This window comes from Streptomyces sp. NBC_00691, from assembly GCF_036226665.1.
In the GTDB taxonomy this organism is placed as follows: domain Bacteria; phylum Actinomycetota; class Actinomycetes; order Streptomycetales; family Streptomycetaceae; genus Streptomyces.
The window spans coordinates 2,806,035-2,830,043 of the sequence record NZ_CP109007.1; the positions used below are offsets into that span (position 1 = coordinate 2,806,035).

Genomic DNA, 24,009 nt, shown 5'->3' on the forward strand with positions numbered 1-24,009 from the left:
GTCACCCTCCCGTCCGGATCCTCGTCCCCCTCCGGCCGTCCGATTCTGCCATGGCCCCGCAAGGGGGTCAGCGTGCTCGACGCCACGGTCCGGCCGCCGCGCCGGCGAGGGCCGCGACTGCCAGGGCGATCATGGTCGTCCACAGCGCGTCGGCGGAGTTCTGTGCTCCGGACCCCTCCGCCGCGGCGAGGAACAGGGTCCCGAACGCGGCGACCCCGATGAGCTGACCGAGCTGGGTGACGGTGGCGAGCAGGCCGCTCGCGTCGGCCGCGTCCTCCGGTCGTACGGTGGCCAGCGCACCGGTCAGGGCGGGGCTGAAGGCCAGCGAGATCCCGGCGCCGAGCGCACCCAGGGCCGGATAGAGCCCCCAGCCACCGGCGCCGCCGTCCGCGAGCACCCCGCCCACGCCGAGGGCCCCCGCGGCGGCGAGCAGGAATCCGCCGGGGATCAGCGCGCGGTGGAACCGGGCCGGCCAGCGCCGCCAGGTCAGTCCTACGGCGCCGAAGACGACGGCGGCGGGACCGAAGGTGAGCCCGGCGCGCAGCGCGCTGTGGCCGAGTCCGCCCTGCAGATGCAGGGTGAGGGTGAACAGGAATCCGGCGTTGACTCCCATCGACACCGCGATCCACAGGACGGCCCGTCCCATGCCGGGGAGCCGCAGCACACGCGGGGCGATGAGCGGCGCGCCGCCGCGCCGGGCGAGGCGGGACTCGTACGCGCCGAAGAGGGCGAGGACCACCAGGGAGCCGCCGAGCGAGAGCCAGGACCACAGAGGCCAGTCCTCTTCCTGGCCGAGGACCAGGGGGACGGTCAGCAGGGACACGGCGCCGGCGAGCAGGACGAGGCCGGGGAGATCCAGGGCACGCGCACGCGTGGCCCGGGTCGGCGCGTCCTGGGGCAGGACGCGGGCGCCGAGGGCGAGCAGGGCGATGCCGATGGGGACGTTGACGAGGAAGACGGGCCGCCAGCCGGTGCCGAAGAGGTCGGCGCTCACCAGGAGCCCGCCCACGACCTGCCCGGCGGCGGCGCCGGTGGCCAGGACCGCGGAGTACGCGCTGAGCGCCTTCACGCGGCGCTCGCCGGTGAACTCGCGCTGGATGAGGCTCAGCACCTGAGGGATCATCAGGGCGGAGCCCGCGCCCTGCGCGATCCGGAAGGCGATCAACTGGTCGGTGCCCGCGGCGAGTCCGCAGGCGAGAGAAGCCGCGGTGAAGAGGGCGAGACCGCCGAGGTACATCCGACGGTGCCCGACGAGGGCGCCGAGACGGGCCCCGGTGATGAGCAACACCGCGTAGGCGACGGTGTATCCGGCGACGACGAGCTGGAGCGCGGCTCCGGACGCGGAGAGCTCGACACGGATCGTGGGCGCGGCGACGTTGACGATGAAGACGTCGAGGAGCGCCATGAACTGGGCGGCGAGGACCACGCCGAGCAACAGCCCGGGCCGGTTGTCGGTGCCACCGTCTTTACTGAGTACGGGACGTGTTGTGGTCGAGGTCATACGCCGAGCGTGACGTCGATCGGATACGGGTAACGAGAGCCCGCCGATGCTGGTACTGACACCACCTGGCAGCGGCGGCACGGGGACTCGACCATGGGGGTGTGACGATCGTGGCAGCGGTACCGACACAGCGACGCCGACGACCGGAGCTGGCCGCGTTCCTGCGCAGCCGCCGGGCCAGGGTGACACCGGAGGACGTCGGGATGCCTCCGGGGCTCCGCCGCCGCACGCCGGGGCTGCGCCGCGAGGAGGTCGCCCAGCTCTCCGGCGTCGGCGTCACCTGGTACACGTGGCTGGAGCAGGGGCGCCCGATCAACGCCTCGGCGCAGGTGCTCGACGCGGTGGCCAGGACACTCCGGCTGGACCGGCCCGAGCGCGAGCACCTCTACCACCTGGCCGAGGTGCCGTACGCGCCCGAACGGTCGGCATCGGACGTGGCGGTGGTCAGCCCGGAGATCCAGGGCATCCTGGACGCCCTGGACCCGCACCCCGCGGTGCTCTACAACGCGCGGTACGACGTGCTCGCGACCAACGCCATGTACGAGCTGCTCTTCTTCCAGGAGGGCCGGGACGATCTGGACACGGGCCCGTTCGGCATACGCAACGTGCTGTGGGCGCTGTTCAGCGTGCCCGGGCCCACCTGCCCGGTGGTGGACCGGAAGCGGGAGCTGCCGCTGATGGTGGCCCAGCTGCGGGGCGCGTACGGCCGCCATGTCGGGGAGCCGGCCTGGGAGGAGTTCGTACGGGCCCTGGCGGAGGCCAGCCCGGAATTCGCCCGGCTGTGGCGCAGCGGCGACGTGGTCCCGCCGGGGACACGGGTGAAGATCTTCCGCCACGAGCGGACCGGGGAGGTCCGGATGACCTCGGTCTCCCTCTCGGTGAACGGGATGCCGGAGTGCCGGATCGTGGCCTACACGCCGAACGACGAGGAGAGCCGCCACGGACTCGCGTCCCTGCGGGAGCTGACGGAACGACCGACCTCGTAGGACGGCCGAAACGGACCGACCCGACCGCCCCGACCGCCCCGACCAGTCGGCCGACGCACCCTGGAACGAGGGAACCGACCCTCGAAACGACGGGCCCCTGGAACGACGAATCCCGCCCCCTGCTGGGGACGGGATCCGGTGATTGTGGAGCTAAGGAGAATTGAACTCCTGACCTCCTGCATGCCATGCAGGCGCTCTACCAACTGAGCTATAGCCCCTCGTGTTCTTCGCGCTCTGCGCTGCGAACAAGAAGAACTTTAGCCTGTGACCTGCCGGAAAGTGAAATCCGGGTCCGGCAGGCCGGTCGTGGGGCTCAGTCGTCGTCGCCGAGGACCGGCTCGGGCAGCGTGCCCGCGTTGTGCTCCATCAGACGCCAGCCGCGCGCGCCCTCGCCGAGCACCGACCAGCAGCAGTTCGAGAGGCCACCGAGGCTCTCCCAGTGCTGGGACTCCAGACCGAGGAGCCGGCCGATGGTGGTGCGGATGGTGCCGCCGTGGCTGACCACGACGAGCGTGCCGTCCTCGGGAAGTTTGTCGGCGTGCTCCAGGACCACCGGGGCGGCCCGGTCGGCCACCTCGGTCTCCAGTTCGCCGCCGCCCCGGCGCACGGGCTCGCCGCGCTTCCACGCGGCGTACTGCTCGCCGTACCGCGCCACGATCTCGTCGTGGGTCAGTCCCTGCCACTCCCCCGCGTACGTCTCGCGCAGCGCGGAGTCGTGAGCGACGGCGTGGCCGGTGAGCACGGCCAGCTCGGCGGCGGTGGCCGCCGCCCGCTTCAGGTCGGAGGCCACGATGGCGTCCGGCTTCAGCGCGGCGAGCAGCCGGGCGGCCCGGCGCGCCTGGGAGACGCCGGTCTCCGTGAGCTCGATGTCGGTCGAGCCCTGGAAACGGCGCTCCAGGTTCCAGGAGGTCTGGCCGTGACGCCAGAGGACGATGCGGCGCCCAGTGCCGCTCTTGGTGGTGCTCAGCTCAGCTCACCGTCCGGTCCGTCGGGCAGCCCGGCGGCGTGCTCGGAGAGGTCGACGCCGGTCAGTTCGGCGTGCTCGGCACCCTTGCCGCGGGTCTTCGCCGCGTCCTCGGGGAGCTCGAGCTCGGGGCAGTCCTTCCACAGGCGCTCGAGCGCGTAGAAGACACGCTCCTCGCTGTGCTGGACGTGGACGACGATGTCGACGTAGTCCAGGAGGATCCAGCGCGCGTCGCGGTCGCCCTCACGGCGGACCGGCTTGGCGCCGAGGTCCTTGTTGAGGCGCTCCTCGATCTCGTCGACGATCGACTTGACCTGGCGGTCGTTGGGCGCGGAGGCGAGCAGGAAGGCGTCGGTGATCGACAGCACATCGCTGACGTCGTACGCGATGATGTCGTGCGCGAGCCGGTCGGCGGCCGCCTGAGCGGCGGCGTTGACGAGCTCGATGGAACGATCCGTGGCGGTCACAAGCAGGCTTTCGTCGGCGGTCCAGTACCCCTCCAGGGTCTCACGGACCGCCGACGGCCCCGCCAAAGTTTTCCGGAGCGCCGTTACCGGGCCCCCGGGACCTTGTAGTCCTGGCCCAGAATCACGGTCACGGCGGCCGCTCCCGAGGGCTTGCCCTTGGTGACCGAGCCGGCCGGCAGACCCAGCGTCTTGGCCACCTCGGCCGCCGTCGCCTTCTGGAGGTCGTCACCGTAGACGACCTGCGACTTCGCCTGGGTGTCCGCGTCGCCGCCGCCCACGAGGGCGAAGCCGCCGTTGATCAGGACGATCCGGGCCGCCTCGCTCGCCTTCTTGCCGGAACCGTCCCGGAGCGAGACCCGGGGGACGTCGCCCGCCTCGGGGGCGGTGACCTTTCCGCCCAGGATGTCCTTCACCACACTGTCGCTCGCGCCCTCGGTGAGCGCGCCGTCCTGGCCCACCGGGAGCAGGGCGGTCTTGTAGTCGCCGACCTTGGCGTGCTCGGCGAGCTTGGCCAGGGCGGCGCCCAGGTCCTTCTCGGAGAGCGAGGGGTCGAAGATCTGGGTGAGGCTCTCGACGGTCATCGTGGCGGACTCGGGATTGTCCGAGATCTTGCGCAGCACCGCGAACATGACCTGGCCGAAGCGCTGGAGCTGCTTGGTCTCGGCCTCGCCGGGGGCGCGGTAGGTCGCGTAGGCGACGGCGGCGCGGCCGTTCAGGGACTGCTTCTCGCCCTTCCTGACCAGCGGATCGGCGCCCTTCTTCGAATCCGGCACGTCGGTGTCGGTGTCCGTCTCGATTCCGCTGACAAGGTCGACGAGGGTGTCCAGGTACGGCGTGTCCAGGCGCCAGGTGCCGGCGATCGGGGCGCCGAGCAGGTTGCCGATCGCCTCGCGGGTCCCGCTGGAGCCGTCGTCCTCGACCGACTTGCCGAGGGTGGTGGCGGCGCCCTCTCCGTCGGCGACGACGACGGAGTTGGGGATCAGGACCGAGGTGCCCTGGCGGGTGGTGGTGTTGTTGACGAGCAGGACGGTGGAGGTGCCGCCTCCCGTGGTGTTGTGGAGGTGGACGACGATCGTGTCGCGCTTCTGCGGACCGGTCGCGGTGTTCCCCTTCGCCTCCTCCTCGGACCCTCCGGGGAGCATGCCCGCGGACCAGAGGTAGCCGACGCCGCCCACGACGGCGAGGACGAGCACGACGACGAGGGCGATGATCCGGTTGCGGCCCCGGCGCCTGGCCTCCTCACGCCGCTCGGAACGGCTCTCGGTGAACTTCAGCCAGTCGATGACGTCCTCGGAGTCCTCGTCCGGCTCCTCGATGAACGAGAACTGCTCGGTGCGGTACTCACGGTCGTCGGCGGCGGGCCGGGCCTGTGCGGGGCGCTCGGAGGCGGGGCGCTGGCCGGGGACCCCGGCGGGCGCCGCGACGGACGCGGCCGGCGCCACGGGGTGTGCGGCGGGGGCGACGGGAGCGGCGGCTTCGGGCTGGGCGGCCCACTGCTGCCCCGTGTCGTAGGAGGGGTAGCTGTAGCCCTGCTGTCCGTACGGGTCGTACTGCGGCTCGTGGGACGGCTGGGGCTGCTGAGCCTGCTGGGGCTGTCCTTGATACTGCTGGGGCTGCTGAGCGTGCTGCGGTTGCTGCGGCTGCCCCTGGTACTGCTGCTGCTCCGGATGCTGCTGCTGGGCGTACGGGTCGTAGCCGTAGCCCTGCTGCGGCTGCTGCTGTGCCTGCTGCTGGTGCTGCTGGTACACCGGCTGCCCGTACTCGTCGTAGCCGATGATCTGCGGCTGCGGATAGTACGGGTCGTACGGCTGCTGCTGGTCGTTCACCGGTGGCCCTCCCCGAAGCTCACTCGCCGCGGTACAGCTGGCGCTTGTCGATGTAGCGCACCACGCCGTCCGGGACCAGATACCAGACGGGATCGCCCTGTGCGACCCTCGCCCGGCAGTCGGTGGAGGAGATGGCGAGCGCGGGCACCTCGACCAGCGAGACACCGCCCTTGGGCAGTCCGTCGTCGGTGAGGTCGTGGCCCGGCCGGGTGACGCCGATGAAGTGCGCGAGCGAGAAGAGTTCCTCGGCGTCGCGCCAGGTGAGGATCTGCGACAGCGCGTCGGCCCCGGTGATGAAGAAGAGGTCCGAGTCACTGTTGAGGGAGCGCAGGTCCCGCAGGGTGTCGATGGTGTAGGTCGCCCCGCCGCGGTCGATGTCGATCCGGCTGACCGAGAACTGCGGGTTGGAGGCCGTCGCGATGACCGTCATCAGATAACGGTCCTCGGCCGCCGACACGGCCCGGTCGCTCTTCTGCCACGGCTGCCCGGTCGGCACGAACACGACCTCGTCCAGGTGGAACAGGGCGGCGACCTCGCTGGCCGCCACCAGGTGTCCGTGGTGGATCGGGTCGAAGGTTCCGCCCATCACCCCGAGTCGGCGCTTCCCGCGCCCGCCAGTAGGCATTTCCTGCTCTCCCATGCGTGCAGAGCCTACTGGCACGGCAGCGGACGCCTGATCAGGGTCGCCGGTTCAGCGGTCGCGGTTGAAGCGGGTGGTGATCCACAGCAGCAGGAGCAGGGCACCGAAGGCGCCGAAGCCGGTGAGGTAGGGGCTGAGGCTGTCGTGGTTGCCGCCGTGCTCGGCGCCCTCGGCGAGAGTGACCAGGTTGGCGGCGGTGCTGTGGAGGCTCATCTTCGGCAGACCTAACGATCGGGGATGGGAGCGGAGACTTCGCGCACATCGTATGCGGGCGGTCCCGGCGGGCTCACGCCGACTCAGGCACTCGCGTCACGGTCCGTGTTGCCGCTCGGACCGCCATCGGCGCCGCCGCCGGTGCCGGCGTCGCCCGAGTCGTCGGTGCGGTAGCCGCGCAGCAGGAACCAGGCGAGCAGCGCGCCGCCCACGATCGAGACCAGCAGGACGATGCGGAGCGTGTCACCCGGCCCCTGCTGCGCGGCGGCGGCGAGCAGGGCGGTGGCGGTGTCGACGGTGTCCGGCATGTCGGTCGTGCTCCTCGGTCGTCCTCGGTGCCCGAGTTATCCACAGGCCCCGGCACACGGTAGCGCCAGCACCTAGGCTGGGGTTCGTCAGGGGGACGAGCACCGACTCGTACGAACAGGGGGCATCCATGACCGAGAACGACCAGGGGAACGTGCCGAGCAGGCAGCGGAAGCGGTTCCCCGGCATCTCCTCGCGGGCCTACGAGCATCCGGCCGACCGCTCGGCGCTGGTGGCGGTGCGCAAGCTCAGCGGGTTCGACACGGTCTTCAAGGCGCTCAGCGGACTGCTGCCGGAGCGCAGTCTGCGACTGCTCTTCCTCTCGGACTCCGTCCGGGTGAGCGACGCGCAGTTCAGCCATCTCAACGACATGCTGCGGGACGCCTGTTACATCCTGGACCTGGAGAAGGTCCCGCCGATGTACGTGACGCAGGACCCGAAGCCCAACGCGATGTGCATCGGCCTGGACGAGCCGATCATCGTCGTCACCACCGGCCTGGTGGAGCTCCTCGACGAGGAGGAGATGCGTGCGGTCGTCGGCCACGAGGTCGGCCACGCCCTGTCCGGGCACTCCGTGTACCGCACGGTGCTGCTCTTCCTCACCGGCCTGGCCCTCAAGATCGCCTGGATCCCGCTGGGGAACGTCGCGATCATGGCCATCGTCACGGCCCTGCGCGAGTGGTTCCGCAAGTCGGAGCTCTCCGCCGACCGGGCCGGGCTCCTCGTCGGGCAGGACGTGCGGGCCTCGATGCGCGGTCTGATGAAGATCGCCGGCGGCAACCACCTCCACGAGATGAACGTGGACGCGTTCCTCGCCCAGGCCGACGAGTACGAGAAGGCCGGGGACCTGCGGGACTCGGTCCTCAAGATCCTCAACGTGCTGCCGCGCACGCACCCCTTCACCACGGTCCGGGCGGCGGAGCTGAAGAAGTGGTCGGAGAGCCGCGACTTCCAGCGGATCATGGACGGCCACTACCCGAAGCGCTCGGAGGACAAGGACACCTCGGTCACGGACTCCTTCCGCGAGTCTGCCGGGCACTATGCCGACACCGTGCGGACCAGCAAGGATCCGCTGATGAAGCTCGTCGGCGACATAGCCGGCGGCGCCGGCGACCTGGCGGGCGACCTGGGCGGGAAGCTGCGTAACGCCTTCGGCGGCGGCCAGGACCCGAAGAAGCCGGACGCCTCGGGGACGGACGGATCCACCGGGACCGCCGAGGACGGCAAGAGTGGCCCGGAAGGCACTGCCGGGGGCGCCCGGTAGCGCGGCGGGTTCGCGAGCGCCCCCGGTAGCGCGGCGGGTTCGCGAGCGCCCGCGCCCGGTGGCGGGATCACAGCGAGGGCTGAGCGCCCGGCGCCAGGGCTCCGCACAGGGAGGGGGCGGCGGGTCGGCCCGTGGCGTACGGGTCGGTGACCAGGGGTCCGCCGCCCGCCTCGGGGGCCCGCGCTCCGGCGAGGAGCGGCTTCAGGGAGCCGGTGGTGTCCGCGCCGCAGGCCTGGGGGCCCGCCTCGACGGTGCTGGTCACCAGCTCGGCCCGGTGCATGCGCAGGTCCTCCGGGTCGAAGCGGAAGTGCACCTCGCGGTGGACGGTGAAGAGCGAGGCCTGGCCGACCGGTCCCGCGCCCCGGGCCGCCGGGCGGAGGGCGTAGGTGTACGTGTGGTCCGCGGTGACGTCCAGGGTGTCGGGTCCGGTCTCCTCGAAGCGGAGAGTGCCCTGGACACGGACGGCAGGGTCCGCCAGGACGGCCTGGCGCGGGTCGAAGCGGACCAGCCAGGCGGCGAGGGCGTGCCGGCCGTCGTCGGCCGGTGCCTCCACGCTCCGGTCGAACTGTTCCAGCTGGTCGGGGTCGAGCAGCAGGCGCGCGGGCCGCACGGTGACCCCGGACAGGACGTCGGGTTCCAGGGACGAGGCCACCAGATACTCCTTGGCGATGCTCAGGGCGGCGACGACCTGGCTCTCGGCGAAATGGGTGGTGCGCCCGGCGACGGGGAAGTTGATGCCGGCGGCCCCCTTGCGGTACTCGGCGACCGGGCTGTGGTCGAAGAGCCGGTCGGGCAGACCGCCGACGACGGGGCCCTGCGGGGCGAGCGGGACCACCGTGGTCCGCAGTGGCTCGGCCCGCAGGTCGACGGGCGGCTGGTAGGGGTTGCGGACGCCCAGATAGATGGCTGTACCGAAGGCGAGGAGGATCAGCAGCACCAGCATGAGGGCCTGGCGGGAGCCGCTCCGGCCCTCCCAGGACGAGGGGCGGCTGCGGACGGCCTCGGCGTGCTCGCCGCCCATCCGCTCGCGGGCCGAGAATTCCTGGAGGTGGGCAGCGCGGACGAACGCCTCGTCGAAGACGACGGACCTGTACTCGTCCTCACCACCGGGGAGACCCTCGGGTGTCCCCTCAGGCGGGTCGCCACGCCCTGCCATACCTTCAGGGTAGGTCTGCGGGGGCTTCGATAAACGCCCAGGTACACGACAAGTTCGGAAGAATTCCGCCGTCAGGGTGAGTGCGCGGCGACGTGGAACCGTGCGGATCGGCCACCTGGGGGAAAGGGACCGCGCCGGGGCGGCTGCGGACCGCGTCGCGGGGGACGCGGAGCGTGCCTACTTGGGGGACGCGGAGCGGGCGGCGGGCGCGTAGGCGGCGGGCGGGGCCGGGTTCGGGTTGGGCGTGTCGACGCCGGTCGTGGCCGGCGGCGGGACCTGGTCCTGGCGGTTGGCGGCCGCACCCCGGTAGACGGCGCTGAACGCCAGGGCGACCATGCCGATGCCCATGACGAGGGCGAGGAGCCAGGCGACGGGCCGGTGCCAGCGGGCGCTGCCCCGGTAGGGGCGCAGGGCGCCGCCGTGGCGGCCGTAGGGGCTGGCGTCGTCGCCGATGTCGTCCGGCTCGTAGGTGAGGCCGGAGGAGTCGTGGAAGTCCTCGTAGAGGTCGTCGTCGCCCGATCCGCCGCCGGTGAGGGCGCGGGCCGACTCGGCCTCCGCGCGGGCCTGGGCGGCGGCGAGGAGCCGTTCGACGGCGCTGGGTTCGTGGACGGTCGCGGCCCGGACGAAGTCCTCGTCGAAGACCACGTCGGCGTAGACCTCGTCGGCGCCTCCGCGGTCGACAGAGTCCTCAGGGTCCCCGCCGTCCTGGAACGGCATGCCCCCCACGTCGTCCGGCACGGATTCAGAGTAGACCCGCGAGGTGGTTTTGGGCAGGGAGAGTGCGAACCCTCCCCGCCCGTACCGAAAGGAGTGGTTACCGCACGTGACCGTCACCGGTGACGATGTACTTGGTCGAGGTGAGCTCCGGGAGGCCCATGGGGCCCCGGGCGTGCAGCTTCTGGGTGGAGATGCCGATCTCCGCGCCGAAGCCGAACTGTCCGCCGTCCGTGAACCGTGTGGAGGCGTTCACGGCGACCGTGGTGGAGTCGACCAGCTGGGTGAAGCGGCGCGCCGCGGCCTGCGAGGTGGTCACGATCGCCTCGGTGTGGCCGGAGGACCAGGTACGGATGTGCTCGACGGCCTTGTCGAGGGAGTCGACGACGGCGGCGGCGATGTCGTACGAGAGGTACTCGGTCTCCCAGTCCTCCGGCGTGGCCGGTACGACGGTGGCCTTGGAGCCCTCGGCGAAGGCGGTGACCCGCTCGTCGGCGTGGACGGTGACGCCGGCCTCGGCGAGCGCGTCGAGGGCCCGGGGCAGGAAGGCGGCGGCGATGTCCTGGTGGACGAGGAGGGTCTCGGCGGCGTTGCAGACGCTGACCCGGTGGGCCTTGGAGTTGATCAGGATGTCGACGGCCATGTCGAGGTCGGTCTGCGCGTCGACGTAGACGTGGCAGTTGCCGGTGCCGGTCTCGATGACCGGGACGGTGGACTCCTCGACGACCGTCCGGATCAGGGAGGCTCCGCCGCGCGGGATGAGGACGTCGACGAGGCCGCGGGCGCGCATCAGCTCACGGACCGAGTCGCGGGACTCGCCGGGGACGAGCTGGATGGCGTCCGCGGGCAGTCCGGCGCCGCCGACGGCGTCGCGCAGGACCTTCACCAGGGCGCTGTTGGAGGCGTAGGCGGAGGAGGAGCCGCGGAGCAGGACGGCGTTGCCGGACTTGAGGCAGAGGGCGGCGGCGTCGACGGTGACGTTGGGCCGGGCCTCGTAGATGATGCCGACGACGCCGAGCGGGACGCGGACCTGGCGCAGGTCGATGCCGTTGGGCAGGGTCGAGCCGCGGACGACCTCGCCGACGGGGTCGGGCAGCGCGGCCACGTCGCGGACGTCGGCGGCGATGGCCCGGATGCGCTCGGGGTTGAGGGTGAGACGGTCGATGATCGCCTCACTGGTCCCGGCTTCGCGGGCCTTGGCGATGTCCTCGGCGTTGGCCTCGACGATCTCGGCGGTGCGCACTTCGAGGGCGTCCGCGATCGCCAGCAGGGCGTCGTCCTTGGCCGCGCGCGGGAGTGGCGCGATTTCGGCGGCGGCGCCACGGGCCCGGTAGGCGGCCCGGGTGACCGGGGACAGGTTGTCGAGGGGCGTGAGCGAGGTCATGCCCGCAGGGTACTGGCACCCCTGCGGACATCCCTCACGTATCCCGCACTCCGAGACGTGGCCCGGTCGTTCCGGGACGCCTCGCACGGGAAGGCGTCCTGAACACGACCCCCGTCCGGGAGCACACCCCGGTCAGTACGGGTGGACGCCGACCGGGGCGGCCGGCGGCGGGCCGTAGCCCTCCGCGATCCGCTGGTGGTAGGTCTCGCGGTCGATGACCTCGAGACCGACGATCTCCCACGGCGGAAGCTTGGCGGTCTGCCGGTGTTCGCCCCACAGGCGCAGGGCGACGGCCGCGGCGTCGTGCAGGTCGCGGGCCTCCTCCCAGTACCGGATCTCGGCGTGGTCGTTGGCATACCGGCTGGTCAGCAGGAAGGGGTGGTCGTGGGCCAGCTGTTCGAGCCCCCGGCGCACCTCCTTCAGCGGTGACTCCGCACCGGACACGCTGAGCGTGATGTGCCAGAGCTTGGACACGGGCTGTTCCTTGGCGCGTGCCTCACGTGCCTCGGGAACCTCGCGTGTCTCGGTGGTGGTCTCGGTCTTGGTGTCCGTGGACCTGTCCCGTGCCTCGTCGAAGTCGGCTCCGGCCTCGACACTGGTCAGGGCGCGTTCGGCAGTCCCTCGGGGCGGTGCCCCTGGGCGCGCTCGTCTCACCGGCGGCCTCCTGTGTGATGCGTGTGGTGCTGTACCCCGCCCTGCTCTCTTACCCCCGAGACAAAGTTGACCAGCCCGAGGCGGCACTTGGGGCGGTTTTGGTAAACGTCCCTTCCGGATGGCCGCACTTTCAGCCGTTTCGGGAGGGGCTCGAGGGTCAGCGGATGACGACCAGGTCGTCGCGGTGGACGACCTCGCGCTCGTACTCGGGGCCGAGCTCCTTGGCGAGCTCGGGGGTGGAGCGCCCGAGCATCCGGGGCATCTCCTTGGCGTCGAAGTTGACGAGACCGCGGGCGACGGCCCGGCCCGCGGTGTCGCGCAGTTCGACCGGGTCGCCCGCCACGAAGTCGCCCTCGACGCCCGCGACACCGGCCGCGAGCAGGGACTTCTTGCCCTCGACGACGGCGCGTACGGCTCCCTCGTCCAGGGTGAGGGAGCCCTGCGGGGTGGAGGCGTGCGCCAGCCACAGGAGCCGGTCGGCGGAGCGGCGGCCGGTGCGGTGGAAGTACGTACCGGTGTCGCGCCCGGCGAGGGCGTCGGCGGCACGGCTCGCGGAGGTGAGGACCACGGGGATGCCGGCGGCGGCGGCGATCCGGGCGGCCTCGACCTTGGTGACCATGCCGCCGGTGCCGACGCCCGCCTTCCCGGCGGAGCCGATCTCCACATGGGCGATGTCGTCGGGGCCGGCGACCTGGGCGATCCTCGACGTGCCGGGCTTGGACGGGTCGCCGTCGTAGAGGCCGTCGACGTCGGAGAGCAGGACGAGCAGGTCGGCGCGGACGAGATGGGCGACCAGGGCGGCGAGCCGGTCGTTGTCGCCGAAGCGGATCTCGTCGGTGGCGACGGTGTCGTTCTCGTTGACGACGGGCAGCGCGCCCATCGCGAGGAGCTGGTCGAGGGTCCGGTAGGCGTTCCGGTAGTGCGCGCGCCGGCTGGTGTCGTCGGTGGTGAGGAGGACCTGGCCGACGCGGACGCCGTAACGGGCGAAGGAGGCGGTGTACCGGGCGACGAGGAGGCCCTGGCCGACGCTGGCGGCGGCCTGCTGCCGGGCGAGGTCCTTGGGCCGGCGGGTGAGGCCGAGCGGTGCGAGGCCGGCGGCGATGGCACCGGAGGAGACGAGGACGACCTCCTTCTCGCCACCGCTGCGGACCTTGGCGAGCACGTCGACGAGGGCGTCGACGCGGTCGGCGTCCAGGCCTCCGGAGGCGGTGGTGAGGGAGGAGGAGCCGACCTTGACGACGATCCTGCGGGCCTCCGTCACAGAGCGCCTCGCCTCGCCCGGCTCTCCGGTCATCTGCGTCGTCACCTGTGCCGCCACCTGCGTCGTCCTCACTCGGCTGTCCTCCGCGCCGCGTGTTCCCGGCCGCGACTGCCAGGCAATCTACGCGAGCCGGGAGGGCTGCCGCTCCTCCGTTTCGCTCCCTGGACCGGAGCCGTCGGCGTCCTGTCCCTTGTCCCGGGGGACGAGGATCCGCTGGGAGATGAGGTAGGTGAAGGGGATGGCGACGACCGCCGCGACGAGTGGCGCGATCCTGTCGTCCATTCCGGCCCAGGTGACGAGCGCGTACAGACCGACGCTCTGCACCAGGTAGTTGGTGACGTTGGTGAGCGGGAAGAGGGCGAACTTCTTCCAGGTCGGCCGGGTGCGGTAGGTGAAGTACGTGTTGAGGAAGAAGGAGCCGATCATGCTGAGCACGAAGGCGAGCGAGTACGCGGCGAAGTACGGCATCCACGGGTGGAGCAGCAGGTAACAGCCGAAGAAGGTACCGGTGTTGACGCCGCCGACAAGTCCGAAGCGGAAGATCTCGGCGAGCCGCGCGCGCTTCGCCGAGGGAGCCACGTCCGCCATCAGCGCTCTCCGTCGACGGCCGCGACGTGGACGCGCTCGGCGACGGCGTGCGCGGCGGTACCGCGACCGAAGGAGCGGTGGGTCTCCTTCACGAGGAAGTGCGGGCGGCGCTTGGTCTCGTAGTAGATGCGGCCGATGTACTCACCGATCAGACCCAGCATCACCATCTGCACGCCGCCGAGGCCCACGATGATCGCGACCAGGGTGACGTATCCGGGGGCGGTGACACCGTGGGCGATGGCGGCGACGGCCACCCAGACCACGTAGAGGGCCGCGAAGCCGCTCAGCATCATCCCGAGCCAGAGGGCGATGCGCAGCGGACGGTTGTTGAAGGAGATCAGCCCGTCCATGCCGTAGTTGACCAGGGAGCTGAACTTCCACTTGGTCTCGCCGCCCTCGCGCGCGGCGTTCTGGTAGTCGAACGTGACGGTGTCGAAGCCGATCCAGGAGAACAGGCCCTTGGAGAAGCGGTTGTACTCGGGGAGCGAGAGCAGCGCGTCGACGGCGGGGCGGGAGAGGAGACGGAAGTCGCCGACGCCGTCGGTGAGTTCGACGTCGACCCAGCGGTTGACGGCCCGGTAGTACATACGGCTCAACGCGGAGCGGAGCTTCTTGTCGCCTTCGCGGGTCCGGCGCGCGATGACCTGGTCGTGGCCCTGGTGGTGCAGGTCCAGCATGCGCGCGAGGAGCTCCGGCGGGTGCTGGAGGTCGGCGTCCATGATGACGACGGCGTCACCGGTGGACTTGCGCAGGCCGGCCAGCATGGCGGCCTCCTTGCCGAAGTTTCGGCTGAAGGAGGCATACTGGGTGCGAATCGGGTGCAGTGCCGCTATTTCGCGCAGCTTGCCCAGTGTTCCGTCCGAGCTTCCGTCGTCCACGTAGCAGATCTCGTAGTCGACCGGGAGGGCGTCGAGCACCTGCCGCATCCGTGCGTCGAACAGTTCGACGACGTCCTCTTCGTTGAAGCAGGGGACGACGACGGAAAGTTTGGTCATGGAACGTTCACTCCATCGGGATGAGCGAGGGCGCGCCCTGAGTCGACGACCAGCAGGCCCTTCCTCGAACTGCGGGCTGCGGTCCAAGGCGGGTGAAGGCCGCGGGGGGCATGTCCCGAGCAACCGACTCGGTCGGCATGCCGTCCTTACAATAAAGCATCACGGAAGACCTTGAATCTGCGTGGCATTTCCACATAATCGCCACCTTGAGAGCGGCCGATGGCCAGGGGAGCTACCACCGGTGAGCAGAATCACCACCTCAGAGCACGGCGACGTACCGCTTCGGGAGGACGAAGCGGAGACCATCGCCCCAGGTGGGAACAGGTTCCGGCAGGCACTGAGCGGCGTCGGGCTGCTCGTCGCCGTCGGATCGGGCGCGCTCCTCGCGGTCGGCGCCTTCCTCGGCCTCTACGTACGGCCCACGTCGGACGACTGGTGCGTCCTCTGGAAGGCCCGGGACATGGGCCCGTTCGGGCTGGTCTCGGACTTCTACAACACCCAGAACGGCCGTGTCACCAACGCCTTCCTCAGCGGCGTGATCTACACCGACGACATGGTGGGCCCGAAGCTGCTGCCCGCCTTCCTGGTGGTGGCACTCGGCCTCGCGCTCTTCCTGCTCACCCGCGCCACGCTGCGCGCCCTCGGCCGTCCGCAGCCCCCCGCAGTGTTGCTCGTGGCCGCCGTGGGGCTCCTTGAGGCGCTGCTGTTCTTCGCCGGTACGCGCTCCTACCAGGTGCTGCTGTGGGCCCCGGCCACCATTTCCCACACGCTGCCGAGCGTGATCGGCCTCTGGGCCGTGGTCGTCGCCGTCTTCGCGGCCCGCAGCCCGCGCGCCCGGGTCGTCGGCGTGGTGACGGCGGTCCTCGTCGGCATGGCGATAGGGACGCTCAGCGAGCCGTTCACCATGGTGGCCGGCATCTCCGCGGCCGCCGTCGGCGTCCTCTGCCTGCCCCGCCTGGGCTGGGCGAAGGACTGGTACGCCTCCGTCTGGTGCGCCGCCGCCTGTGCCGGCCTCGCGGGCGGCCTCGCCCTCCTCTACACCTCTCCCGGTGCGCAGTGGCGCCGCGCGCAGGTCCCGAAGGAGCCGCTGACGCTCACGGAGGTGGGCGAGATCGTCGACGACTGGTGGCGCATGTGGCAGACGATCACCGACCAGTGGGCGTACGCGGGAGCACTCGCCGTCGGCGTCCTGCTGGGTCTGGGCCTCGTCTTCGCCGGCCCGTCGCGTGACCGTGCAGCCGCCCCCGCCGGGCGCCGCCCGCGGGGCGTGATGATCGTGGCGGCGCTCCTGCCGCTGCCGCTGCTCGCCCTCGCGAGCCTGGGCGTCGCGTACGGCCTGCGCAGCGGATACGGCATCACCGGCTGGACGTACGCCCGCACCTGGACGAACTTCCTCGTCCCGATGCTGCTCATCCTCTGCGCGTACGGCACGTGGGTCGGCCACCGGCTCGGCCGGCGGCTCGTGGCCCCCCGGCCCGCCGTCCGCGCCGCCCGTACGGTCACGCTGCTCGCGGTGGGCGGGCTCGCCGTGGCGAGCGTGATCGCCCTGGTGCATCCGGTGTACTCGATGACCACCGGCACGGTGGCGCGGAGCGTCGACTGGGACCGGCAGAACACACGGATCCGCGCGGACATCGCGAACGGCGCCACGGAGGTGACGTACCGACCCCTGGAGATCGGCTGGCTCGCGGAGCCCTTCTACACCCGGTCGTACGCGCGTGACTGGGTGTCCCAGTGCGCGGCCCGCTACTACGAGGTGGACCGCCTCAAGCGCCCCTGACGCCCGGCGGACGCTCCCGGCGTCCGGCGGACACCGCACGACGGCCCCTCCCGGCGTGTCGCGTCGGACACATCCGGCCGCCACGCCGAACCCCCTCTCCCCCGCTTCCGGAGGCCGGAAGCGGGGGAGAGGTGTGTTCCCCGTCACTCCGGAGAGGCGGCCGGGGGAGGACATGAGGTACCGTCCCGGCACTCACTGCCCCGTGTGGACGCCGCTGATCAGTCAACGCCCGTACGGGCGACTCCCGGCGCGTGAGAATGGTTGCCCCACGCGCGCGGCCCGCCCATCACGATCAGGACACGGCACATGCAGTAACCGCCGGAAGGCGCGACAAGCCGGGTGGGGAACACCAGGTAGCTTGGGTGTGTCTGGAGGAAAGACAAGTGGATCGAGGTGGAAGTGCCTGACGTCTCCGTGGTCGTCATCGCATACAACGACGCAGAGCGTCTGCCGACGGCCGTACAGTCGGTGCTGGAACAGACCCTGCACAGCGTCGAGGTCGTGATCGTCGACGACTGCAGCAAGGACGACACCTTCGCCGTGGCCCAGGCGCTCGCCGCCCGGAACCCTGACCGCGTCAGAGCGTTCCAGCTGCCGAAGAACAGTGGCGGCTGCGGCGCGCCACGAAACTTCGGCGTCCAGCGGTGCGCCGGCGATTACGTCATGTTCCTCGACAGTGACGACGTGCTCGAGCGCAACGCCTGCCGCAACATGCTGGAGGCCGCCGAGAGCACCGGCTCCGACATCGTCTCCGGCCTCTGCGTCCGTGTGCACCTCGACAGCCGGAACCAGAAGCGGACCTCCTGGTACCCCTGGCTCTACGCGACGACCCGCACCATCGAGTCGATCACCGAGCTGCCGGACCTGCTGACCTTCGACACCCTGTCGACGAACAAGTGCTACCGCCGCGAGTTCCTCCTCGAGTCCGGGCTGGAGTTCCCGGTCGGCATCCACTACGAGGACCTGCTCTTCTCGGCCCAGGCCTACGTCGCCGCGAGCCGGATCACGCTCATCCCGAACACGGTCTACTACTGGAACGTGCAGGAGAGCGCCGCCGCCAAGTCGATCAGCAACAGGCGCCACGAGATCGCCAACTTCGTGCACCGCATGGAGATCCACCGGCGCGTGGACGCCCTGCTGGAGAGCAAGGGCTACGACGAGCTCAAGTACCGCAAGGACATCAAGTTCCTCAAGCACGACCTGGTCCTCCACTTCCGGGACCTGGCGCTGCTCGACGAGGACTACCGGCGCGAGTTCGCCGCGGTCGCCAACGGCTACCTCGCCGAGATAGACCCGCAGGCGTACGACGAGGTGCAGCGCATGCACGCCATCTGCGCGTACCTGCTGAGCAAGGAGGACTGGGACAACCTCCTCCCGGCCACCGACGCGCTGACCAACTCCGGCCGCCTCACCTCCCCGCTCGCCGAGAAGGACGGGCAGGTCTACTGGTGCGCCCAGCACCTGGACACCGAGCAGGGCCGGCAGATCCTGGACGTCACCGCGTCCAACTTCCACTCCAGGCCGCTGACCTCGATCGTCCTGGGCAACCGGCTGACCTCGTACGCCAGTGCCGACGGTGTCGTCACCCTCGCCGGCCGCGTGGTCAACCCGCTGGGCCGGATCAGCCCCGACGCGGAGATCAGCGCGGTGCTCGAGTTCTCGGCCCGCCGGAGCGTCGGCGGCAAGACCGTCCAGGTCCCCGTCACGACGATCCGCCACGCCGGCGACCGCATCGAGTGGGAGGGCCGGGCCGACGTCGCCCGCACCGTCCGTCCGCTCGGCATCATCGACGCCGTCTGGGACGTCCGTCTGATCCTCACGGTCGACGGCCAGCGGCTCAGGACCCGGGTCTCCGTCGGCGGGACGCCCATCGACGAGGCCGACACCCTGCGGATCCGCCCGCGGCTCACCCAGCTGGTCTCCGACCGCTTCGTGCCCGAGGTCACCAAGAAGGGCAACCTGTCGTACGTCCTCGGTGCCGAGGGCAAGGCGGCCGTGCACACCTCGGCGATGATCGAGGGCGCCATGCACGGGCGCGCGGCCGGACTCGCGAAGACCAGCCTGAAGCGCCTGCTGAAGGCGAAGAAGGACCTGCGTTCGGGCGAGACCAAGCTCCGGGTGTACCACGAGTTCTACAGCAAGCTGCCGATCCGCAAGGGTCTGGTCGTCTTCGAGAGCCACCTCGGCAAGCAGTACAGCGACAGCCCCAAGGCGATCTACGAGGAGATGCGCCGCCAGGGCGTCCCCTTCGAGGCCGTCTGGTCGTACGCCGGGGCCAAGCCGACCGGCTTCCCCGAGGACGCCACCCTGGTGCAGCGCTGGAGCTGGCAGTACCTGCGCGCGCTCGCCCAGGCCGAGTTCTGGATCGACAACCAGGGCTTCCCGCTGCGCCTCACCAAGCGCCCGGGGACCACGTACATCCAGACGTGGCACGGCACCGCCCTCAAGCGGATGGGCTTCGACGAGCCCACCACGAAGGCGCGCGGACTGGCCTCGGCGGCCTCGTTCCAGCAGGCCCTGGACCGCTTCGACCACTTCCTGATCCGTGGCGAGCACGACCGGCGCACCCTCGCCCGGGGCTTCCGCCTCCGCGACGAGGTGCTGCTGCCGGTCGGCTACCCGCGCAACGACGACCTCGCCGAGGCGCGCCGCCGGGAGACCGAGACGGGTCACCGGGACCGTGGTCCGCTCGCCGCCGAACTGGGCATCGACCCGGAGAAGAAGGTCCTGCTCTACGCGCCGACCTTCCGTGCCGCTCCCGGTGGCAAGGTGCGCGCCTTCCAGGCGCCCTTCGACGTCGAGGAGTTCGCGGAGCGCTTCGGCGACACCCATCAGCTGCTGATCAGGACGCACTACCTGAACAGCGTGACGCTGCCGCCGTCGGTCCGGGGACGGGTCATCGACGTCTCCGGCCACCACGACATCACCCCGCTGCTCGCTCTCGCGGACGGGCTGATCACCGACTACTCGTCGGTGATGTTCGACTACGGGCTGCTCGACCGCCCGATGATCTTCTTCACGTACGACTACGACGAGTACGCCAAGGAGAACCGCGGCACGTACTTCGACCTGAAGAAGCGCGCTCCGGGTCCCGTCGTGGACACGGCGGAGGAGCTCTTCGGAGTGATCGCCAACTTCAAGGACGAGGCCGACACCAAGTACGCGGCGGCCCGTCAGCGGTTCAACACGGAGTTCAGCGAGTACGACCGGGGCGACGCGGCCCGTCAGATCGTCGCCAAGTTCTTCACCAGGAGCGGGAAGTGACCCAGCAGACCACCGTGTCGGGCCGCGACATCTTCATCGTCTCCAACAGCGTGGACGAGATGGGCGGTGTCACGACCTGGACCCACCAGATGGCCAGGGAGTTCACCGCCCGGGGCAACCGGGTCCACGTCATCGGCATCACCCCGGCACCCGAGGGACGTCGGCACGAGTTCCCCGACGCGCTGCCGTACGACACCACCACGCTGTACGACGGGCATCCGCCGCAGGTCCGCCCGCTGCGCGGACTCAAGGGCAAGCTCAACGCGGCCGAGCGCCGGCGCCACGCGGCGCGCGCCGCCGGCATGCGCGAGCGCGCCGACCGGATGACGGCGCTCTTCGCCGCCGCCGGGCCCGGGGCCGTCGTGATCGTGACCCAGGTCTGGGCCATGGAGTGGGTGGCGCTCGCCGACACGAAGAACCTCGTCGTCATCGGCATGAGCCACGAGTCGTACGCCGCCAGCGCCGGCTCCTCCCGGCTCGGCCGGGTGAAGCGGTACTACAAGGACGTCGACCGGCTCCTCGTGCTCACCCCGGGCGACGCGGACCAGTGGATCCGGGCCGGCATGGACAACGTCGGCCACATGGCCAACGCGCTGCCCTTCATGCCCGACACCCCTGCTCCGCGCACCGAGAAGGTCGTCGCCTGCATCGGTCGCCTCTCGCACGAGAAGGGGGTGGACATGCTGCTCGACAGCTGGGCCGAGATCGCGTCCCACCACCCCGACTGGAAGCTGCGGATCTACGGCGCCGGTGACGAGGAGGACGCGCTGCGGGAGCGGACCACGCTCCTCGGGCTCGACGGGTCCGTGGAGTGGATGGGGCGCACCAACGACGTCCTCGGGGCGCTCTCGCAGGCTTCGGTGTTCGCCCAGGCCTCCCGGGCCGAAGGTTTCCCGATCACCCTGCTGGAGGCGATGGCGGCGGGCGTGCCCTGTGCCGCGTTCGACTGCGCGCCGGGTGTCCGGGAGATCATCCGTGACGGCGAGGACGGTCTGCTGGCCCGCCTGGGCAACACGATGGAGCTCGGCGGTCACATCAACACGCTGATCACCGACAAGGAACTCCGCGACCGCATGGGCGACGCGGCCTTCGAGAACGTGAAGCGGTACGCCGCCGACGAGATCACCGACCGCTGGGAGGCGCTCTTCGCCTTCCTGGAGCGCTGACCGTTCCACTGCGGGCGGGAAGACAGACAGACGGAAGGGCCGGGGAGTCGAACTCCCCGGCCCTTCCGCTGTTTTCGCCCGATCGTGAGGGTCAGACCGCCGCGCCGCGGCGCGCGACCCAGCCGGCCCAGGCCGAGGAGATCATGTCGCGCACGTCGTGACGGGCCTTCCAGCCCAGCTCCGACTCGATGCGGTCGGCGGCGGCGACGACCCGGGCGGGGTCGCCGGGACGGCGCGGGGTGACGAGCGGCTCGGTGGTGTGGCCGGTGATCTCGTTGATCAGCTCGACCATCTCCGTGACGGAGACGCCCTCGCCGCGGCCGATGTTGACCGTCAGGTCGCGCGGCTCGCCGGCCTCGGCCCACTCCGCGAGCTTGCGCGCGGCGACGAGGTGCGCGTCGGCCAGGTCCTCGACGTGGATGTAGTCACGGATGCAGGTGCCGTCGGGCGTCGCGTAGTCGTCGCCGAAGATCCTCGGGGCCTCCCCCGCGTCCAGGCGCTCGAAGACCATCGGGACCAGGTTGAAGACCCCGGTGTCGGCCAGCTCGGGGGTCGCCGCGCCGGCCACGTTGAAGTAGCGCAGGCAGGCCGTGGAGATGCCGTGCGCCGCGCCGGCGGCGCGCACCAGCCACTCGCCGGCCAGCTTGGTCTCGCCGTACGGGCTCAGCGGCAGGCACGGGGTCTTCTCGGTGACGAGGTCGACGTCCGGCATGCCGTAGACGGCGGCGGAGGAGGAGAAGAGGAAGTTGCGCACGCCGGCGGCGGCGATGGCCTCCAGGAGGACCGTGAGACCGATGACGTTCTCGCGGTAGTAGTGCAGCGGCAGCTCGACGGACTCGCCGACCTGCTTCTTCGCGGCGAGGTGCACGACGCCGGTCACGCCGTGCTCGGCGATCGTCCGGTCCAGGACCTCACGGTCGAGCGTGGAGCCGACCACCAGGGGAACACCCGCCGGGATCCGGTCCTCGTACCCCGTGGACAGGTCGTCCAGGACGACGACCCGCTCGCCCGCCAGCGTCATGGCGCGGACCACGTGAGAGCCGATGTATCCGGCGCCACCGGTGATCAGATAAGTCATGGTGCCCCAAACCCTTTCACTGTGAACTGCGGGCAAGCCGACGGAGCCGGGCCCTGACCGCCCGAAAACCATCCCGGGCTCCGGGTGCGATCCGTACCGCCAGCGATCCGTTCGCCGTGGCGTACGGCTGCACCAGAAGTACACCGTACCGGCTGCTCGGAAGCACCGAGCGCCGCTGGGAGCCGTCCCGCGGGCGCAGCGAGGTGGCGAACGTCTCTCCGTTCGCGCATGTCACCGTGACCCCGATGTCCCACAGCTGGACGCCCTCACGGCCGCGGGACCGGCCGCTGCCGGCGAGCCCGGTGAAGCGGACCGGGACGCGGGCGGACCACCCGCCCTCCGCCCCGACGAAGCCGTCCGAGCCGTCGGAACCGTCCGAGCCGTCCGTCGCGGGGACGGCGCGCAGCTCGACGCGTTCCGTGCGCGCCGGCGCGGTGTCGCCGCGTGGCAGGAAGGCGAGTTCGGCCGTACGGGGGCCGGCCTCGGCCAGCCGTCCGTACAGGTCTCTGACCGTGAACAGCAGCTCGCCGCCGCCCCCGGTGCGCAGCCGCGCGTCCACGACGAGCGGCAGCTCGTCCAGCGGCAGCTCGTCGACGCCGTCCAGCCGTGCCTCCGGCAGGTCGTCGGCCCAGAGGGCGGCGGAGCGGTCGCCCGCGTACGGAGGGAGCAGGCGGGCCGGGTTCGCGGCCAGCCGGGACAGCCGGAGCAGATCGCGCGGCTCCTTCGCGGCCAGCAGGAACCGGGCGGCCCAGCGGGCGGGGGCGACCGCGGCGGCGATCTCCGGCTCGGCGAACGCGGCCAGGTACGCCCGGGTCAGCTGCCACCACTCGGCCCGGTGGGCGGCGTCGCGCAGCCGCAGATCCCGTGCGTACATGCGCAGGTCGTGTTCGAGGAACTTGGTGCGGCAGGCCGCCGCGAGTTCGGCGCGACCGGCCCGGACGAAGGTCTCGACGGCCGCGCGGTGGGCGGCGATCCTGGCCTCCCAGTTGGAGACGCCCTCCCGGTCCAGCGAGATCGACAGCTGGGCGGCGGCGCGGCGGACGTGCCAGACGTACACGGTCTCGGGGATCACGGCGACGCGCGGAGCGGCGGCGTACACCCGGGCGGTGAAGAGGAAGTCCTCGTAGACGAAGCGGCCCTCGGGGAAGAGGATGCCGTGCTCGGTGAGGAAGGCCCGGTCGTAGACCTTGTTGACGCAGAGGGTGTCGTGGACCAGGGGGCGGAGCTGGTCGGGGGTCTCCAGGACGGCGGGCTCCCGGTAGAGCGCGGGCTGCCAGCGGACGTCACGGCCTTCGGGCAGCTCACGCCGGACGCAGACGCCCACGGCCATCTCGGTGCCGTTCCGTTCGGCGGCGGAGACCAGGGCCTCGGCGGCGCCGTCCGGCAGGATGTCGTCGCTGTCCAGGAACATGACGTACGGGGCCGTGGCGGCCCTGATGCCGTCGTTGCGGGGGGAGCCGCAGCCGCCGCTGTTCTCCGTGCGGTGCACCACGCGCAGCCGGGGGTGCCGGGCGGCGAGCTCGTCGAGGACGCGGGCCGTGCCGTCCCGGGAACAGTCGTCGACCGCCACGACCTCCGCCACGACGGGCCCCTGGTCGAGCGCGGACCTGATCGCCTCTCCCACCAGCTCCTCGTCGTTGTAGGCGATGACGACGACACTGAGCCGACCGGCGGTCTCGGGCGGGGGCGCTGTACTCACACCAGGATCCTACGGGAGGCCCTCGTGCCACCGGCCGGGACGTACGACGGCCCCCGTACCCCCGGCGACGGGGTACGGGGGCCGCCGCGACGGGCCGGTCCCG

Annotated in this window: 21 protein-coding genes and 1 tRNA gene; 5 read left to right on the forward strand and 17 right to left on the reverse strand. The window is 71.2% G+C overall.

What is annotated here, in order from left to right:
* Positions 1 to 67: 67 nt before the first annotated feature.
* A complete protein-coding gene (locus OG392_RS12690; protein WP_329278698.1) occupies positions 68 to 1,501 on the reverse strand; it encodes an MFS transporter in 1,434 nt (477 codons plus the stop codon).
* Positions 1,502 to 1,602: 101 nt separating this feature from the next.
* Between OG392_RS12690 and OG392_RS12695 the strand changes: the two genes are divergently transcribed.
* Positions 1,603 to 2,487: a helix-turn-helix transcriptional regulator gene (locus OG392_RS12695; protein ID WP_329278700.1), complete on the forward strand. Its 885-nt coding sequence runs from the start codon at positions 1,603 to 1,605 to the stop codon at positions 2,485 to 2,487.
* Between the two features lie 145 nt (positions 2,488 to 2,632).
* Here the strand turns inward: OG392_RS12695 and OG392_RS12700 are convergent.
* The 7 genes from OG392_RS12700 to OG392_RS12730 all read right to left on the reverse strand — a co-directional run bounded on the left by OG392_RS12700 (position 2,633) and on the right by OG392_RS12730 (position 6,905).
* Positions 2,633 to 2,705 (reverse strand) — tRNA-Ala (locus tag OG392_RS12700).
* 95 nt (positions 2,706 to 2,800) lie between these two features.
* Positions 2,801 to 3,454, reverse strand: a complete 654-nt coding sequence (locus OG392_RS12705) for a histidine phosphatase family protein (protein WP_329287232.1) — start codon at positions 3,452 to 3,454, stop codon at positions 2,801 to 2,803.
* The gene (rsfS, locus tag OG392_RS12710; RefSeq protein ID WP_187624535.1) at positions 3,451 to 3,918 is read right to left on the reverse strand and encodes a ribosome silencing factor; all 468 of its coding nucleotides are present in this window, start codon (positions 3,916 to 3,918) and stop codon (positions 3,451 to 3,453) included. Before rsfS ends, OG392_RS12705 begins: the two co-directional genes overlap by 4 nt.
* Positions 3,919 to 4,001: 83 nt before the next feature.
* Entirely contained in the window at positions 4,002 to 5,744 is a 1,743-nt protein-coding gene (locus OG392_RS12715; RefSeq protein WP_329278704.1) for an LCP family protein, read from the reverse strand.
* A gap of 19 nt (positions 5,745 to 5,763) precedes the next feature.
* Positions 5,764 to 6,384 (reverse strand): nicotinate-nucleotide adenylyltransferase, encoded by a 621-nt coding sequence (nadD, locus tag OG392_RS12720; RefSeq protein ID WP_079042300.1) that lies wholly within the window; start codon positions 6,382 to 6,384, stop codon positions 5,764 to 5,766.
* 51 nt (positions 6,385 to 6,435) lie between these two features.
* Positions 6,436 to 6,597, reverse strand: coding sequence for a hypothetical protein (locus OG392_RS12725; protein ID WP_015033566.1), 162 nt, complete (start codon positions 6,595 to 6,597; stop codon positions 6,436 to 6,438).
* 83 nt (positions 6,598 to 6,680) lie between these two features.
* The gene (locus tag OG392_RS12730; protein WP_329287697.1) at positions 6,681 to 6,905 is read right to left on the reverse strand and encodes a hypothetical protein; all 225 of its coding nucleotides are present in this window, start codon (positions 6,903 to 6,905) and stop codon (positions 6,681 to 6,683) included.
* A gap of 128 nt (positions 6,906 to 7,033) precedes the next feature.
* On the opposite strand from OG392_RS12730, the gene OG392_RS12735 reads away from it, so the two are divergent.
* On the forward strand, positions 7,034 to 8,167 hold the full coding sequence (locus OG392_RS12735; protein ID WP_329278709.1) for a M48 family metallopeptidase: 1,134 nt from the start codon (positions 7,034 to 7,036) through the stop codon (positions 8,165 to 8,167).
* A gap of 67 nt (positions 8,168 to 8,234) precedes the next feature.
* Here the strand turns inward: OG392_RS12735 and OG392_RS12740 are convergent, their stop codons facing one another.
* The 7 genes from OG392_RS12740 to OG392_RS12770 form a co-directional block, all read right to left on the reverse strand.
* Positions 8,235 to 9,323, reverse strand: coding sequence for an SCO2583 family membrane protein (locus OG392_RS12740; protein WP_329278711.1), 1,089 nt, complete (start codon positions 9,321 to 9,323; stop codon positions 8,235 to 8,237).
* 177 nt (positions 9,324 to 9,500) lie between these two features.
* A complete protein-coding gene (locus OG392_RS12745; RefSeq protein WP_329278713.1) occupies positions 9,501 to 10,061 on the reverse strand; it encodes an SCO2584 family spore wall biosynthesis protein in 561 nt (186 codons plus the stop codon).
* Positions 10,062 to 10,137: 76 nt separating this feature from the next.
* A complete protein-coding gene (locus tag OG392_RS12750) occupies positions 10,138 to 11,421 on the reverse strand; it encodes a glutamate-5-semialdehyde dehydrogenase (RefSeq protein WP_329278715.1) in 1,284 nt (427 codons plus the stop codon).
* Positions 11,422 to 11,553: 132 nt separating this feature from the next.
* Entirely contained in the window at positions 11,554 to 12,075 is a 522-nt protein-coding gene (locus OG392_RS12755; RefSeq protein WP_329278717.1) for a hypothetical protein, read from the reverse strand.
* A gap of 157 nt (positions 12,076 to 12,232) precedes the next feature.
* Positions 12,233 to 13,369, reverse strand: coding sequence for a glutamate 5-kinase (gene proB / locus OG392_RS12760; RefSeq protein ID WP_329287234.1), 1,137 nt, complete (start codon positions 13,367 to 13,369; stop codon positions 12,233 to 12,235).
* An 87-nt stretch (positions 13,370 to 13,456) separates the two neighbouring features.
* Positions 13,457 to 13,924, reverse strand: a complete 468-nt coding sequence (locus OG392_RS12765; RefSeq protein WP_329278719.1) for a GtrA family protein — start codon at positions 13,922 to 13,924, stop codon at positions 13,457 to 13,459.
* Positions 13,924 to 14,919 carry a glycosyltransferase family 2 protein gene (locus tag OG392_RS12770; protein ID WP_329278721.1) on the reverse strand — a complete coding sequence of 332 codons (996 nt, stop codon included), beginning with the start codon at positions 14,917 to 14,919 and terminating at the stop codon, positions 13,924 to 13,926. Before OG392_RS12770 ends, OG392_RS12765 begins: the two co-directional genes overlap by 1 nt.
* A 241-nt stretch (positions 14,920 to 15,160) precedes the next feature.
* Between OG392_RS12770 and OG392_RS12775 the strand changes: the two genes are divergently transcribed.
* From OG392_RS12775 to OG392_RS12785, 3 genes are all read left to right on the forward strand, one after another.
* Positions 15,161 to 16,699, forward strand: a complete 1,539-nt coding sequence (locus tag OG392_RS12775) for a DUF6056 family protein (protein WP_329278724.1) — start codon at positions 15,161 to 15,163, stop codon at positions 16,697 to 16,699.
* A gap of 393 nt (positions 16,700 to 17,092) precedes the next feature.
* Positions 17,093 to 19,963, forward strand: coding sequence for a bifunctional glycosyltransferase/CDP-glycerol:glycerophosphate glycerophosphotransferase (locus tag OG392_RS12780; protein WP_329278725.1), 2,871 nt, complete (start codon positions 17,093 to 17,095; stop codon positions 19,961 to 19,963).
* Positions 19,964 to 20,022: 59 nt separating this feature from the next.
* Positions 20,023 to 21,129, forward strand: coding sequence for a glycosyltransferase (locus OG392_RS12785; protein WP_329287236.1), 1,107 nt, complete (start codon positions 20,023 to 20,025; stop codon positions 21,127 to 21,129).
* 91 nt (positions 21,130 to 21,220) lie between these two features.
* On the opposite strand, the gene galE is transcribed toward OG392_RS12785, so the two are convergent.
* Positions 21,221 to 22,207 carry a UDP-glucose 4-epimerase GalE gene (gene galE, locus OG392_RS12790; protein WP_329278727.1) on the reverse strand — a complete coding sequence of 329 codons (987 nt, stop codon included), beginning with the start codon at positions 22,205 to 22,207 and terminating at the stop codon, positions 21,221 to 21,223.
* A 16-nt stretch (positions 22,208 to 22,223) separates the two neighbouring features.
* Entirely contained in the window at positions 22,224 to 23,906 is a 1,683-nt protein-coding gene (locus OG392_RS12795) for a glycosyltransferase family 2 protein (protein ID WP_329278729.1), read from the reverse strand.
* Positions 23,907 to 24,009: the final 103 nt, after the last annotated feature.

What these genes read in the sequence shown, in the direction of transcription:
- OG392_RS12785 (WP_329287236.1), top strand. Translation starts at nt 20,023, where the DNA reads ATGGGCGGTGTCACGACCTGGACCCACCAGATGGCCAGGGAGTTCACC.
- proB (WP_329287234.1), bottom strand. Translation starts at nt 13,369, where the DNA reads ATGACCGGAGAGCCGGGCGAGGCGAGGCGCTCTGTGACGGAGGCCCGC.
- nadD (WP_079042300.1), bottom strand. Translation starts at nt 6,384, where the DNA reads ATGGGAGAGCAGGAAATGCCTACTGGCGGGCGCGGGAAGCGCCGACTC.
- OG392_RS12690 (WP_329278698.1), bottom strand. Translation starts at nt 1,501, where the DNA reads ATGACCTCGACCACAACACGTCCCGTACTCAGTAAAGACGGTGGCACC.
- OG392_RS12770 (WP_329278721.1), bottom strand. Translation starts at nt 14,919, where the DNA reads ATGACCAAACTTTCCGTCGTCGTCCCCTGCTTCAACGAAGAGGACGTC.
- OG392_RS12725 (WP_015033566.1), bottom strand. Translation starts at nt 6,597, where the DNA reads ATGAGCCTCCACAGCACCGCCGCCAACCTGGTCACTCTCGCCGAGGGC.
- galE (WP_329278727.1), bottom strand. Translation starts at nt 22,207, where the DNA reads ATGACTTATCTGATCACCGGTGGCGCCGGATACATCGGCTCTCACGTG.
- OG392_RS12730 (WP_329287697.1), bottom strand. Translation starts at nt 6,905, where the DNA reads ATGCCGGACACCGTCGACACCGCCACCGCCCTGCTCGCCGCCGCCGCG.
- OG392_RS12765 (WP_329278719.1), bottom strand. Translation starts at nt 13,924, where the DNA reads ATGGCGGACGTGGCTCCCTCGGCGAAGCGCGCGCGGCTCGCCGAGATC.
- OG392_RS12735 (WP_329278709.1), top strand. Translation starts at nt 7,034, where the DNA reads ATGACCGAGAACGACCAGGGGAACGTGCCGAGCAGGCAGCGGAAGCGG.
- OG392_RS12750 (WP_329278715.1), bottom strand. Translation starts at nt 11,421, where the DNA reads ATGACCTCGCTCACGCCCCTCGACAACCTGTCCCCGGTCACCCGGGCC.
- OG392_RS12740 (WP_329278711.1), bottom strand. Translation starts at nt 9,323, where the DNA reads ATGGCAGGGCGTGGCGACCCGCCTGAGGGGACACCCGAGGGTCTCCCC.